Genomic DNA, 15,522 nt, shown 5'->3' with positions numbered 1-15,522 from the left:
AAATAAAATATTTTATATAAAAGTATAAAATAGATAATACTGTGAAACAATTAATCATATAGAACTATTAATTTAAATTTAGGAGGGATTATTTTGGAATTAACTACAAAAGAAATTGTTAAAAAGATGATATTAGATTCACAAGAAATGGTCAGAGATTATGAAGTACACTCAAAAAAAGTAAATGATAGTGAAATAGCAGATTTATTTAAAAAATTTGCAGAAGAGTGTGGCTATCAGGCAGCAGAATTGCAAAAGATATTAAAGGATAAGTTTTAAATAAGATTAATAAATAGAATATTTTAGTTTAAATTTGATTATAAAATGTCTTTTAGGGTAAAAGACAATTATGAAAATCACAGAATAATTATAAAGGGGAGATTTAAATGATAAACAAGTTTATCGAAGAAAAAAAAAGAAAAGCTGAGAGAGAAAAGAAAATTGAAACCGCAAAAAATGTAGCAGTAGGTACTGCAATTGGTACTGCAATTGGAGCAGCAGCAGGATTATTATTTGCTCCTAAATCTGGGAAAGAAACTAGAGAAGATATATCTCAAAAATCAAAAGAAGTAGCTGAAAATGTTAAAACTATAGTAAATGAACAAATTGAAGCTACTAAAGAATTACAGGATAAGGTTAAGTCTGAGATCAAACAGGCATATGAAGGAATAAAAGAAAAGAAAAATGAATTAGTTAATGACTTTGAAGGAGAGATTGAAGAAGAAATAGAGGAAATAGTGGAAGAAGATATTAACGAAGATGAAAGTGAATCCTATTAAGGGGGCGTAGATAATGACTGCCACCCTTACTATTCAGGATTTATTTAAACTAATACTTTTTTTATTAGGCATTGGTGCGCTGACATACTTAATACTTGTGTTAAAGAATATAAATAAACTAATGAGTCAGATAAATATTGTAGCTGAAGCAAATGAAAAGAACATTAATGATACACTTGAACAATTACCTTCAATAAGTAAAAATTTAACTTCAATTACTAAAAGTACTGATAGTGCTATAAAGGATTTAACACCAGAAATAAATGGTCTAGTACAAAATATAAATGGCATATCAGGAAAAGTAAATTCTATTACTGACTCCATTGATAGTACAACCCATAAAGTATCTGAGACTCTTGATTCGGTAACTGATAGCATATCTGAAACAGCATATGCTTTTCAATACAATATAAAAAATATAGATAGTTATATTAAGTTGATTGTTGAGATAATAGAAACCATAAAAAATGCTATAAAGAAGAAGTGAGAATCCTAAGATTTGGATTCTTATTTTTTTTAAGCATAAATTCTGTGGTTGAAGCTAAAAATTGAAAATTGAAAATTCTTTTACAATTATTATATTGCTGGTATAATAGGATATAATGTTATATAATTAGGCGATTTGATATTAAATTTATATAGATTATTTTATATGATGAGAGGCTGATTTTTATGAAGAAAATAAAAGTGATTTTTAATCCATCTTCAGGGAGACAATCTATGGAAAGACGGGTAGATCGTTTATGTAAATTGTTATTAGATGATGGATATTTAATTAGCAAGTTTATTACACAAAAAAAGGACGATGCCATGATTGAAACTATGAAAGCATGCAAGGAAGATTGGGATATCATAGTTGCTAGCGGTGGTGACGGTACAGTAAATGAAGTGGCTAAAGGTATTGCGAATAGCGAAAGAAAAATACCAGTTGCCATTTTATCTTCAGGAACTGTTAATGATTTTGCAAATTACATGAAAATTCCCAAAAATATTATGGAGTTTTATGATATGATTAAGAGGGAAAACACAATAGATGTGGATTTAGGCAAGGTTAATAGTGAATATTTTGTAAATGTAGCGGCAGGTGGACTTTTAACTAATGTAGGATACCAAGTTTTACCAGAGACTAAAATGGTATTGGGAAGAATGGCTTATTATATAGAGGGGTTGAAAGAGATAACCCTACAGAATTTTGAACCAATAAAATTAAGTGTGGAAAGCGAAGAGTGTTCTTTAGATGAAGAAGTATTGTTATTTCTCATATCCAACAGCTCATCTATTGGAGGTTTTAAAAAATTAGCACCAAAAGCAGATGTCCTAGATGGACTGTTAGATATAGTGATTGTAAAAAAATCAGGAGTTCAAGACTTAGCCAATATTTTTATTAATATATTTAGTGGTGATCATATTAATCATCCAAATGTTGTATATTTTAAGTCAAAGAGTGTGAGATTAGATACTAGGGAGAAAGTGTCTATCGATATAGATGGTGAATATGGTGGTAAACTTCCTGCCACTTTTGAGATTGTACCGAAGGCCTTTAGAATTATAGTCTAAACAAAACTAGACTATTTTGAAAAGATAAAGAGGAGGATACAAATGAACGAAAATGTAAGCTGTGAAAATGTAGCTAATATAGAAAAATATCTAAGAAAAGTAGATTATATCATAAGGAGAAAAGGGAGAGAAATATTATCTGACTTTAATATTACTGTACCTCAATTTTCAGCTTTACAGATTCTTATAAACCAAGGAAATATGACAATTGGAGAATTAAGCCAGAAAATGGCTTTGGCATGTAGCACTATTACAGATCTTATTGATCGCATGGAAAAAGCTGAGTTAGTAGTAAGAAAAAAAGATGAGAAAGATAAAAGGGTTGTAAGAGTAGAGGTATTACCTAACGGTTATGATATTTTGGAAAAAGTGTTAAATAAGCGTATTGACTTCTTATCAGGAAAGTTAAGTAATTTTAGTGATGAGGATAAAAATAGATTACACTTGGGATTAAAAGCCTTATATGAGGCAATGAAGGATGAGTCATAAGATTAGATGTAAAAAAGAGGGGATAACATGAAAATTGTCGACAATAGATATAAGATTGAAAAGGTTTTAGAGGATACGTTATATTTTGAGACGTATAAAGTATCTGATCTATGGGAAGACGATAAAATTCAATTGATGAAGCTTTATCACTTTGATGTTCAAAGAGAATTAATAAATTATTTTATCGACAATTTTATTTATTTATCAAACATTAATCATAAGCATATATTGTCTAGTGAAAAGTTTAACCTAGTTAAGACAATAGATACTAAAAAGGTAAATATGTTGTTATATTACTCTATATCTGAATATATTCATAGTCCTAGATTAAGTGATATAAAAGAAGAGCTAAGTTTGGAAGAAAAGCTTAAAGTTCTATTAGATATTATAGCAACAATCGATTTTTTACATTTTAGAGGTTTCACATACAAATTATTAAATCCTTCAGAAATATTTATAACTAAAGATAGAAGTATAAAACTTACGGATTTAGCTACTATTGTTGAAAAAAGATACAATTCTCATTATGATGATTTAACAAGATATTTCATATCTCCCGAAGCGTTAATAAATAGGGATGAAAATGATAAAAAAGTAGATTATTTTTCATTAGGTGTGTTAATTAAATATTTATTACTACAGGATTTTCTAGTTGATGATGTAGACTCATTTGTATATAATGAGGAAGGTATTTTAACTACAGAACAAAAACAAAAGCTAAGTAATATTATTAAACAACTTACTAAGAGAGATTTCATTACAAGAGATGTAAACCTATTGGAGATTATAGATGAAATAAATAATATTTTTAGCCTAAATCATTCCTATGATTTAATAGAAAGCAGAAGTTCTTTATCCTTTAATAATAAAATCATTGGTAGGGAGAAAGAAATTCATAAGTCCATGTTAATAGATGATGATATAGTAAATGGAACTAATAGATATAAAGGCTTAGTTGTAAATGCCGATTTTGGAGTCGGAAAGTCAAGATTCCTCAGTGAAATATCTCATAGATTAAGACTAAAAGGTAGAGATGTGTATTTTATTGGGATACATGAAAGTATAAGTAATGATTTACTAGATATGTCAAACATATTAAAACAATCTATGAAGGATACACCATCTGAACTTATAGAGAAATATAGAAATGAGTTGTCACGAATACTTCCAGAGTTAAGATTAAATATTGATGAAGGCATAGATACTGATTTAAATCAAAAAACAGAAAGATTTAGGTTATATAATAGAATTGCAAATTATTTTACGGAGCTTTCTAAAGAGAAGATAATATATATTATTATTGATGATATACAGAAATGCAACAGTAATTTTGTAATGCTTTTAGATTATCTAATTAAAAACGTTAAAGGAAATAATGTGTTTTTTATTTTTTCTTTTGAAGGAAGTCATGGAGAAGAAACTACTTTAGTTAAAGAGAAAATAAATGAGTGGAAAATGGATTCATATGTAATGGATATGGAACTGCATAAGCTTGGATTAGAAGAAATTGGATTTATGGTTAAGAATATATTAGGTATGTCTCGTATACCACACAATTTAGCATCAGTCTTATATAAAGAAAGTCAAGGAAATCCTAGACATATAGAATATATTATTAAGCATTTATATAATATAGGAGAATTTTATATTAACATTGATGGCAAATGGCATAGAAAAGGTGATAGTTATTCAGATTTGTACTTTCCAGCTGATTTTGATGATGCCTTTAAAAAACAGCTAGATATTATTAAAAAGAATTATTTTGATGTATTTAAAGTAATGGCAATATTTGATGATGTACTGCATAAAAAGATATTGATGAATATGTTAGATATAGAACAAAGTAAGCTGGAAAAAGATTTAGATGAGTTAACTAGTTTAAAGCTTATCGATGAAAGGTTAGCAGACTGGGGATATAGTTATAGTATAAATAGTAGTGAACTAAAGAAATTAGTATATTATGAAATTCCTCAGGATGAAAAAGAAAATTTGCATAGAAAGGCATCTAAGATTATTCAGGATTTTTACGGTGATGATCTAGATCTAGTATTAGAAGAATTAATATATCATTTAATTAAATCTAATCAATCTGAGAAAGCTCTAAATATAATTCTAGGAGGTTTTGAAAAACTAGAAAATAGGTATAGTACTTATGCCAGGTTATTGCTTGAGAAAGCATATAATATAGCAAAGGATAGTAAAGGCACAATTAAACTAAAGATTCTAGAGAAATTAGTGGACATATACTCTTTGAAGGGGGAAACGGAAAAAGGAGACGCCTATTTAGAAGACTATCAGAAGGAAGCAGGAAGGTTAAGTGATTTTAAACATATAATTAAAGGCATGTCTATTACTGTAGATAATTATTATCGAAAAGGACAAAACCATTTGGCGTTTAAATATATTGAAGATATAGAAAAAATATCTACAGAAAATCATATAATTGAGGGTAATATTATAGCTTTATCTTTAAGAGCTAGAATAGGTATAAGTAATGGGGAGCTAAAAGAGACAGAAGAACTCTTATATAAGGCTATTACTTTATCTGAAACTTATGAAATTAAGGCATATTTAGGTACTATATATAACCGTTTAGGATTAATTAAAGCTTTAAGTGGAAATATAAAGGAAGCTATAGAGAATTATGAAAAGAGTATTCTATATCATCAAGAAACCGATAGCCTAGTAGAAGCTACTAGACCGATTAATAACATTGGTACTATATATGCAGACCATTATGCAAATAATGAGAAAGCAATGGAGAATTATAGAAGAGGTCTAGGAATTGCAACTAAATTCGGTGTCCAAGAAGTAGAAATAATTTTTCTAAACAATATTGCTGAACTATATATGAGGAATTACGAGTTTGAGAAAGCACTTAAATATATGAAGGAAGTTAAAAAAGGTGCTATAGAATTACAGGACTTAAATGGAATTTTAATAGCTAATATTAATATGGGTATTATATATTTAGCTACTTCTGAATATAACAATGCTTCTGAATGTTATGCATATTTAAAAGAAATATTTGAAACTAAGCAAATTTTAGACTTAGAGCTCAATGTTGGTTATCATAATTTTCTGGGAGAATTTTATGGATATATGGGACAATGGGAAAAAGGTATAGAAGAGTCGCAAGTTGCTGGAGATTTATGTAAGGAATTTAATGCTAGAGAATATTTAAAGGCACAGTGTAGAATAATTTATTTCAAATTTTTTAATGAATCTTATTTTAATAAGGATGAGATAGAAAAAATTAGAGAGTTATATAGGAAAACAGAACTAATACAGGAACGAAAAAAAGCATTGCTTTACTTTTCTATAATCAGTATTTTATGCGGAGATATTGATTATGCATTAGACTTACTCGAAGAAGATTCTAACTTAATAAATTTAACAAAAGTAGAATTTTTAGATATTATGAGAGAAGTCATATTATATATTATTGACTCTACAGATAAATCCATTGAAGATTTAATTTTTGTTGAAGAAAAAAAGGTACAAGATAATCTATTTTCCTCAAGGCTATTTTTAAATATAGTAATTGGGTTTAAGTTGTATTGTAAAAGAAAATATAAGCAGGCTATTAAATATTTAGTAGAAGCATTAGATATTATCTATAGGTTATCTTTGAAGATATATGACGTAAACTTTAAATTTAGTTATATTAAAAGTAGAAAGGGAGACTTAATAAAAGAGAGAATCTTTACGGCCGTAGAAAAAGAATATGCTTGTCAATTGGACTATCTTCCTTTAGAGAGCATAAGTGACGAAAATATATATGAATATTTTGATATAACTCCAATTATCGATGGAATAGGTAGTGAAGAATTTGTAAGGATTACACAATTAGAATATTATGGTGAAGCTTTAGATATTAAAAACACAGAAAATTTAATATCTAAACTCAGTGATGATTTTAGATATAATCTTGATTTAATATTGTCTTATTTGGGGAAGGAATCTTTTGCAAAAAGAGGATTTATTTTAAGCTATAATGAGAAAAAGAAAGAATATGAAATAATTTCATCTCTAGATAAAAAATTTGATTATAAAATCAATGAGGGTATTTTAAATTTAGCAGATAGATCTAAGAGGGGAATTTTAATAAATAGCAATTTTAGTATGGCTTATAATCAAAGATATAAAGAGTTTTTATCAAATGACATTAAAGGTATAATGTGCGTGCCAATAATTATATTTGAAGAAGAAAATGAAAAAAAAGTTGATAGAAGGAAATATTCTTCAGATGAAAGTATAACTCAAGGTTATATCTACTTAGAAACGGATAAGGTTTTCAATAGATTTGATATTGATAGACTTCAATTGATTAGAAATCTTTCTTATCTAATATTTATTAACTTGGAAAACAATAAGCTAAGGTTAATGGCAACAACTGATAAGCTTACTAGTACATTTACTAGAAAGTATTATGAAGCAAAATTTGACCAACTTATCAGTAAAACTAAGTCTAACAATGGGAACTTCTCTATTTTGATGCTAGACATTGATAAATTTAAAAATGTAAATGATAACTATGGCCATAGAAAGGGAGATGAAATTTTAGCCTCAATAGGAAATGCTCTAAAATCAACGATTAGGGGCACTGATATTGTAGCTCGATATGGTGGCGAAGAATTTATCGTATTGCTTAAAAATACAACGGAAGAAGAGGCATATAATATTGCTGAAAAAGTGCGAAAAAATATAGAGTCTTTAAAAATTCAAGGAATAGATCACCCTGTTACTGTAAGTATAGGTATATCTCTTTATCCGCAACATAGTCAATTTAAGGAGGATTTAATTGAAAAGGCTGACCAAGCTTTATACCATGCAAAGGAGACAGGTAGGAATAAAGCTATTTTATGGAATGCCCAAATGGATAATACGATAAATAGAGTTGATAAGCTTGCTGGAATTCTAACAGGTAGCATGGATGAAGATAATAGAAATATTTTAGCCCTTATGGATATTATTGAGTTAATTAGAGAGAATCGCGATATTAAAGGAAAAACATTTACGTTTTTAGGAAGATTATTAGAGACCATAGATGCGGAATGGGCAACTATGATGATTATTGAAAAGAATAAAGATGCAAAAAAATATTTTACTCGGGCTAGATTTGATGATGATTGGGTAGAAACTCCTCCTTTAAATCATAAGATTATTGATAGAGTAATAGATAGTAAAAAAGGAGAATTTTTAATAGATTGGGATAATATAGACAATGTTGATTCTTTATCTGGATTGCCCAATTGGCAATCAATTATAGTATTACCATTAATAAAGGATGAAGGAGTAAAAGGTATTCTATATATTTCCACTTCTTTGAAGAATAAAGAGTTTGATTTTAATAGCTTTAATTTATCTAAGAACTTTGGCAATATATTTGCGTCTATAGTTTAATAAAAGAAGCGTTAGCAGAATAAGGAGGATTGTTTTACAACCCATAGGAAAATTCAAATTGAAATAGGATGGAATTTTCCTATAGATTATAAAAAATATTTACTATTTTATACTATATTATGATATAATTAATTAAAGGTTTAGAAAAATTTCCATCATTAAAAAGTAGGGGAGATTATGTCTAAGAATTTATTTACTTTAAGAAAATCTATTAAATTAAAAAACCACAGATAATTCTGTGGTTTTTTTATGCACTTTAGTTAGGTAGTGAAATATATTAATGAATTTAAATGGAGGGGGATATTATGGGAAAAGTATTTATTAATGGCAATGGTTTAACCTTGGAAGAATTTATAAGGGTGGTAAGATTAGGAGTAGAAGTAGAATTGTCTAAAGAGGCAGTTGCTAGGGTAGAAAAAGCTAGGGCCTTAGTTGATAAATTCGTAGACGAAAATAAGGTTGTCTATGGTATAACTACAGGCTTTGGAAAATTCAGCGATGTAGTTATCACTGGAGAAGAAACGAAAATATTACAAAGGAACCTTATTATAAGTCATGCTTGTGGGGTAGGGAATCCTTTAGATGAAGATATAGTTAGGGGTATTATGCTACTTAGAGCAAATGCATTGTCTAAAGGTTTCTCTGGTATAAGACTATCTACACTAAATACTTTAGTTGAAATGTTAAATAAAGGAGTACATCCAATTATACCTGAAAAGGGATCTCTTGGAGCTAGTGGAGATTTAGCGCCACTATCTCATATGGTATTAGTTATGATAGGAGAAGGAGAAGCTATATATCAAGGAAAGAGAATGTCTGGCAAGGAAGCTATGGAAAAGGCAGAAATACCAACTATTGAATTAACTTCTAAGGAAGGATTAGCTCTGATTAATGGAACTCAAGTCATGACATCAATTGGTGCCTTAACAATATATGATACTATTATGTTAAGTAAGACAGCTGATATAGCAGCTTCTTTAACAATAGAAGCTTTAAATGGTATAGTAGATGCGTTTGATTCCAGAGTTCATAGTGTAAGGGCTCATGAAGGTCAAGCAAATACAGGAAAGAATTTATTAGCTTTATTAGAGAAAAGTTCAATGGTGACTCGCCAAGGAGAATTAAGAGTGCAGGATGCATATTCTTTAAGGTGTATACCTCAAATACATGGTGGCAGCAAAGATTGTTTTGAATATGTAAGAGAAAGGATTGAGATCGAAATGAATTCTGCCACAGATAATCCTTTAATATTTGTTGAAGAGGAAGAAGTAATTTCGGGTGGTAATTTCCATGGGCAGCCAATGGCCTTAAGCTTTGATTTTTTAGGTATAGGGTTATCTGAATTAGCTAATTTGTCTGAAAGGAGACTCGAAAGATTAGTAAATCCTTCTTTAAGTAATGGCTTGCCAGCATTTTTAGTTAATAAAGGTGGACTTAATTCGGGATTCATGATAGTTCAATATTCAGCAGCATCTTTGGTATCAGAAAATAAGGTGTTGGCACATCCAGCCAGTGTAGATTCTATACCATCATCTGCTAACCAAGAAGATCATGTATCTATGGGAACCATTGCTGCAAGAAAGGCTAGAGAAATAATGGGAAATGTGAGAAAAGTTCTAGCTATGGAAATTTTAGCTGCTTGTCAAGCAATTGATTTAAGAGGAAATAAAGGATTAGGAAAAGGAACTAAAATAGCTTATAATGTAATAAGAGATAGTGTCAAGTTTATGGAAGATGATAGAGTTATGTCTTTAGATATAAACAAATGCGAAGATATAATTAAATCTGAAAATATGGTAAATGCTGTTGAGAAAGAAATTGGAAGATTATTATAAGGGGGAGATTTTATGATTAAGAATTTGCAAATTTCTGAGGCTATGACTATCAAGTTAGGAAATGAATTGCCACTTATGCCTAATTTTGAAGCTGGAATACGAAGGGCTCCAAAGAGAGAATTAAGCTTGACTCAAAGAGAAATAGAAATTGCACTTAAAAATGCCCTAAGATATATACCAGAAGAATTACATGAAGTATTAGCACCAGAGTTTTTAGATGAGTTGTTTACCCATGGAAGAATTTATGGTTATAGATATAGGCCAGAAGGTAATATTAAGGGTAAACCAATAGATGAGTATAGAGGTAAATGCATCGAAGGAAAAGCTTTTCAAGTAATGATTGATAACAACCTTGACTTTGATGTAGCATTATATCCATATGAATTAGTTACCTATGGAGAAACTGGGCAAGTCTGTCAAAATTGGATGCAATATAGATTGATTAAGAAGTATTTGAAGGAATTGACTGATGAGCAGACGCTAGTAGTTGCATCAGGTCATCCAGTTGGATTATTTAAGTCATCTACAACAAGTCCTAGAGTGATTATTACAAACGCACTTATGATAGGAGCTTTTGATGATCAGGAACATTGGATTAAAGCACAGGCAATGGGAGTTGCAAACTATGGACAAATGACAGCAGGAGGTTGGATGTATATTGGACCTCAAGGAATTGTTCATGGAACTTACAATTCCATATTGAATGCAGGCAGAATGAAACTTGGAGTAAAGGAAGATGGTGACTTAAGAGGTCATATGTTTGTAAGTTCTGGATTAGGTGGTATGAGTGGAGCTCAAGGTAAAGCTACCAAAATAGCAAATGGTGTGGGAATTATAGCAGAAGTAGATTTTTCTAGAATACAGACTAGACTAAATCAAGGCTGGATAGATAAATCTTTTGATGATTTAGAAAAATTATTTGAATATGCTCATGAATCAATGACTAAAAAAGAAGCTGTGGCGATTGCATACCATGGTAATATTGTAGATTTGCTGGAATATGCAGTAGATAATCATATTAATATAGAGCTATTATCAGATCAAACTTCATGTCACGCTCCTTATGATGGAGGATATTGTCCTCAAGGATTAACCTTTGAAGAAAGAACAGAAATGATAGAAAAGGATAAATCAAGATTTATTAAACTAGTAAATGAATCTTTGATACATCATTTTGAATTAATTAAGAAGCTAGTAGAAAGAGGAACATATTTCTTTGACTATGGAAATAGCTTTATGAAAGCCGTTTATGATGCAGGGGCAAAAGATATTTCTAAAAATGGAATAGATGAATCAGAAGGATTTATATTCCCATCTTATGTAGAAGATATAATGGGACCTATGTTATTTGACTATGGATATGGACCTTTTAGATGGGTTTGTTTAAGTGGAAAGCATGAGGACTTAATTAAAACAGATAAGGCAGCCATGGAATGTATAGACCCAAATAGAAGAGGTCAAGACAGAGACAATTATATATGGATAAGAGATGCAGAAGCCAATGGGCTTGTTGTAGGCACTCAGGCTAGAATTTTATATCAAGATGCACTAGGTAGAACTGAAATAGCGCTAAAATTTAATGAAATGGTAAGAAATAAAGAGGTGGGTCCTATAATGTTAGGTAGAGACCATCATGACACAGGGGGTACAGATTCACCATTTAGAGAGACTGCTAATATTAAGGATGGTAGTAATATTATGGCAGATATGGCTACACAATGTTTTGCAGGTAATGCAGCTAGAGGAATGAGCCTTATTGCACTTCACAATGGTGGAGGAGTAGGTATAGGGAAATCAATTAATGGTGGATTTGGGATGGTATTAGATGGATCTGAAAGAGTTGATAATATCCTTAAAACTTCAATGCCATGGGATGTAATGGGTGGAGTTGCAAGAAGAGCTTGGGCTAGAAATGAAAATTCAATATCTACTTGTATAGAATATAATAATAAATTTAAAGATACAGACCATATTACAATTCCATATGTAGCGGATAATGATTTAGTTAAAAAGTTAGTGGAAGATAAATTGAAAAATTAATCATAGGGGGATATAAAATGGCTAGAATTATTCAATGTGTACCTAATTTTAGTGAAGGAAGAAATAAAGATATTATAGAAAAAATAGTTGAAGAAATTAGAATAATTGAAGATGTTAAACTACTAGATTATTCTATGGATAAGGATCATAATCGTACAGTTGTTACTTTTATTGGTGAACCTGAGAAAGTAATAGATGCGGCTTTTAATGCATGCAAGGTAGCATCCGAGCTAATAGATATGAGAAGTCACACAGGAGAACATCCTAGAATGGGTGCAACAGACGTTATACCACTTATTCCAATATCAGATGTTACTATGGAAGAATGTGTTGAGCTATCAAAAAAGTTAGGGAAAAGAATAGGAGAAGAACTTAATATTTCGGTATATTTATATGAGAAATCAGCGGAATCTTTAAGCCGTGAGAACTTAGCCGATGTAAGACGAGGTCAATATGAAGGGATGGCAGATAAATTAAAGGAAAAAGATTGGGTCCCAGACTTTGGACCAATTGAATTAAACGAAAAGTCAGGTGTTACAGCAGTAGGAGCAAGGATGCCTTTAGTAGCATTTAATGTAAATCTAGGAACAAATGACATTAGTGTGGCTAAAAACATTGCAAAATCCATAAGAGGTGCGGCAGGAGGATTTAAATATTGTAAGGCATTAGGAATAGAAATCAAAGAAAGAAATATTGTACAAGTAACTATGAATATGGTAGACTATACTAAAACACCGCTGTTTAGAGTGTTTGATGTAATAGAGAGAGAAGCTAGAAGATATGGAGTAAATGTTATAGGGAGCGAAATAATAGGATTACTTCCTATGGCGGCAATGATTGATGTAGCGGATTACTATTTAAGACTAGAGAACTTTGACCACGGGCAAATTTTAGAAAAAAGAATGATGGAATAAGGTGATAGAATGAAAGCTACTTTAGTTATAAAGAATGTGGATAATTTAATAACTTTAAAAGGAGAAAATAAACCTAGAGTTAAAGAATCATTAAAAGATATAGGAATAATAAAAAATGGTATAATAGCTTTAAATGGTGAGAAAATAATTTATGTAGGAGAGGGTGAATTACCATCAGATATTATTGTAGATGGGGATACTGTAATATTAAATGGTATTGGTAAAACTGTAACCCCAGGATTAGTAGATTCTCATACTCATCTGGTACATGGTGGATCTAGAGAAAATGAATTAGCTATGAAGTTAAAAGGGGTACCATACTTGGATATATTAGCAGCAGGTGGAGGTATTCACTCTACAGTTAAGTCGACAAAAGGAGCCACATTTGAAGAGTTGTATAATCAAGCAAAAAAAAGTTTAGATACTATGCTTAAGTTTGGAGTAACAACGATTGAAGCAAAGAGTGGATACGGGATAGACGATTTTGACACTGAATTGAAACAATTAGAGGTAGCAAATAAGTTGAATGAAGATCATCATGTTGATGTTGTTTCAACATTTATGGGGGCCCATGCTGTGCCCAAAGACTATATAGATAATCCAGATGAATTTGTAGATATTATTATTAAAGATATGATACCGGAAGTAGCTAGAAGAAAGTTAGCGAGGTTCTGTGATGTATTTTGTGAAGAAGGTGTTTTCACAATAGACCAATCTAGAAAGATTTTGCTTGCTGCTAGGGAATATGGTATGGAGCCTAAGCTGCATGCTGATGAAATTGAGCCATTAGGCGGAGCGGAATTGTCAGCAGAAATAGGATGTATCACGGCAGATCACTTGATAGCAGCTAGTGATATTGGAATTGAGCAAATGGCTAAGAGTGGTGTGATAGCAAATTTACTTCCTGGCACTAGCTTTAATTTACAAACTGGAAAATTTGCTAGAGCTAGAAAAATGGTGGAAGCAGGAGTTCCCATAGCTTTATCTACAGACTATAATCCTGGAAGCTGTCCTACAGAAAATTTACAGCTTATAATGAGTTTTGGTTCATTGATTATGAAATTGACTCCAGAAGAAGTAATTACAGCTGTAACTATAAATGGAGCTGCAGCTTTAGGATTAGAAGAAGAAATTGGAAGTCTTGAAATAGGAAAACGAGGAGATATAGTAATGTTTGATTCACCAAATTTAGAATATATTATATATCATTTTGGAATAAACCATGTTGATACAGTAGTTAAAAAAGGTAAGATTGCATATAAAAATAATACAATATAACTATTCTAATTAAATAACTAAGACTTTTAGCTTGTTGAAATCGTAATAACAAGCTAAAAGTTTTTTCATTATGGGAGGAAGAAATCTGAATGATAAAAGAATTGTTTAGAGCATTTTTATTAGTTTTTGCTGCTGAAATGGGAGATAAGACTCAGATAATAGCTATGACTTTTGCGACCCAGTATAAGGTAAAGGAAGTAATTTTAGGTGTCATATTTGGAGTTGTATTAAATCATGGAATTGCTATTATATTAGGTCGTTTTATTTCTAAGGTAGTTCCAATGAATTTAATACAAATAATTGCTGGAATTATGTTTGTTATTTTTGGTATAATGGCTTTAAAAGATGATGAAATAGATGAAGCTGAGAATAAAAAGGCTTTCAGTCCAATTATAACAGTGGCACTAGCTTTTTTTATTGGAGAATTAGGTGATAAAACTCAATTAACAGCAATGACATTATCAACAGAAGGAAATTATCCTATTTTTATATTAATGGGAACAACGTTAGGTATGGTCGCTACATCTGGACTTGGTATATTTATAGGCAGTAAAATTGGGGAAAAGATACCAGAGGTTGCTATTAAAATTGTTTCTTCTATAGTTTTTGTATTCTTTGGAAGTTTAAAACTATTAAATACAATTCCAAAAGACTATATAAATATTGTTAATATTATATTATACTTATTGTTATTATTAATTGTTGAATTTGTTTTAATAAGAAAGCTACTTACAAATAGAAAGAATAAAGTCAGTTCTCCTATGAAGGAAGTAGCCTCGAAGCTTTATAATCAGACAAGAGTTCTTAAAGAAACTTTAGATAGTATTTGTTTGGGAGAAGAGAAATGTGGAAAGTGTATAGGGGCAACTTGTCTGATAGGATATACTAGATTTATACTGGAAGAAGCAAGGGAAAATGGAAATTACTATCAAGCTTCTATAATTGATATAGACTCTTTGATTAAAAAGGGATATGATAATAATAAGATTATAGAGGCTCTAAGTATGATAATAATAGATTCCATAAACAACGGTTGGGATACCAATAAAAGTTTCGTAGTTAATAAAATTAGGAACTCCTTAGAAGCAATTATTTTTGGAGAAGATTTAAATGTTGATGTAAATTTTAAAGAATATTTAGAAGAAGCTAAAAAGAAAAATAGTAAATATGGAGCAGTTTTAGAGCAAAAAATTTACGAAACTTTGTATAAATAGTATTTTATAT

The 15,522-nt window shown here is 30.2% G+C and carries 11 protein-coding genes; all 11 read left to right on the top strand.

From position 1 onward, the window contains the following. Positions 1-93: 93 nt before the first annotated feature. The 11 genes from RDK80_RS18860 (at position 94) to RDK80_RS18810 (ending at position 15,512) form a co-directional block, all read left to right on the top strand. Positions 94-279: a hypothetical protein gene (locus tag RDK80_RS18860; RefSeq protein ID WP_094901688.1), complete on the top strand. Its 186-nt coding sequence runs from the start codon at positions 94-96 to the stop codon at positions 277-279. A gap of 107 nt (positions 280-386) precedes the next feature. Then, positions 387-779 carry a YtxH domain-containing protein gene (locus RDK80_RS18855; protein WP_308525182.1) on the top strand — a complete coding sequence of 131 codons (393 nt, stop codon included), beginning with the start codon at positions 387-389 and terminating at the stop codon, positions 777-779. A 13-nt stretch (positions 780-792) separates the two neighbouring features. After that, positions 793-1,266, top strand: coding sequence for a hypothetical protein (locus RDK80_RS18850; RefSeq protein ID WP_094901692.1), 474 nt, complete (start codon positions 793-795; stop codon positions 1,264-1,266). Between the two features lie 185 nt (positions 1,267-1,451). Next, complete coding sequence (locus tag RDK80_RS18845; RefSeq protein WP_308525181.1) at positions 1,452-2,336, top strand: YegS/Rv2252/BmrU family lipid kinase; 885 nt, start codon at positions 1,452-1,454, stop codon at positions 2,334-2,336. A 42-nt stretch (positions 2,337-2,378) separates the two neighbouring features. After that, the gene (locus RDK80_RS18840) at positions 2,379-2,825 is read left to right on the top strand and encodes a MarR family transcriptional regulator (RefSeq protein ID WP_308525180.1); all 447 of its coding nucleotides are present in this window, start codon (positions 2,379-2,381) and stop codon (positions 2,823-2,825) included. A 27-nt stretch (positions 2,826-2,852) separates the two neighbouring features. Continuing rightward, positions 2,853-8,231 (top strand): diguanylate cyclase, encoded by a 5,379-nt coding sequence (locus RDK80_RS18835; RefSeq protein WP_308525179.1) that lies wholly within the window; start codon positions 2,853-2,855, stop codon positions 8,229-8,231. A 305-nt stretch (positions 8,232-8,536) separates the two neighbouring features. Further along, a complete protein-coding gene (gene hutH / locus RDK80_RS18830) occupies positions 8,537-10,066 on the top strand; it encodes a histidine ammonia-lyase (protein ID WP_308525178.1) in 1,530 nt (509 codons plus the stop codon). 12 nt (positions 10,067-10,078) lie between these two features. After that, entirely contained in the window at positions 10,079-12,106 is a 2,028-nt protein-coding gene (locus RDK80_RS18825) for a urocanate hydratase (protein WP_308525177.1), read from the top strand. A gap of 17 nt (positions 12,107-12,123) precedes the next feature. Further along, the gene (gene ftcD, locus RDK80_RS18820; protein WP_094901704.1) at positions 12,124-13,020 is read left to right on the top strand and encodes a glutamate formimidoyltransferase; all 897 of its coding nucleotides are present in this window, start codon (positions 12,124-12,126) and stop codon (positions 13,018-13,020) included. A 9-nt stretch (positions 13,021-13,029) separates the two neighbouring features. Then, positions 13,030-14,298, top strand: coding sequence for an imidazolonepropionase (hutI, locus tag RDK80_RS18815; protein WP_308525176.1), 1,269 nt, complete (start codon positions 13,030-13,032; stop codon positions 14,296-14,298). Between the two features lie 89 nt (positions 14,299-14,387). After that, positions 14,388-15,512, top strand: coding sequence for a TMEM165/GDT1 family protein (locus RDK80_RS18810; RefSeq protein ID WP_308525175.1), 1,125 nt, complete (start codon positions 14,388-14,390; stop codon positions 15,510-15,512). The last annotated feature ends 10 nt before the right edge of the window (positions 15,513-15,522 follow it).

The sequence above is a fragment of the uncultured Tissierella sp. genome (genome assembly GCF_902479755.1).
Taxonomy (GTDB): Bacteria; Bacillota; Clostridia; order Tissierellales; family Tissierellaceae; genus Tissierella; species Tissierella carlieri.
This window is presented reverse-complemented; position numbering and strand designations above follow the sequence as displayed.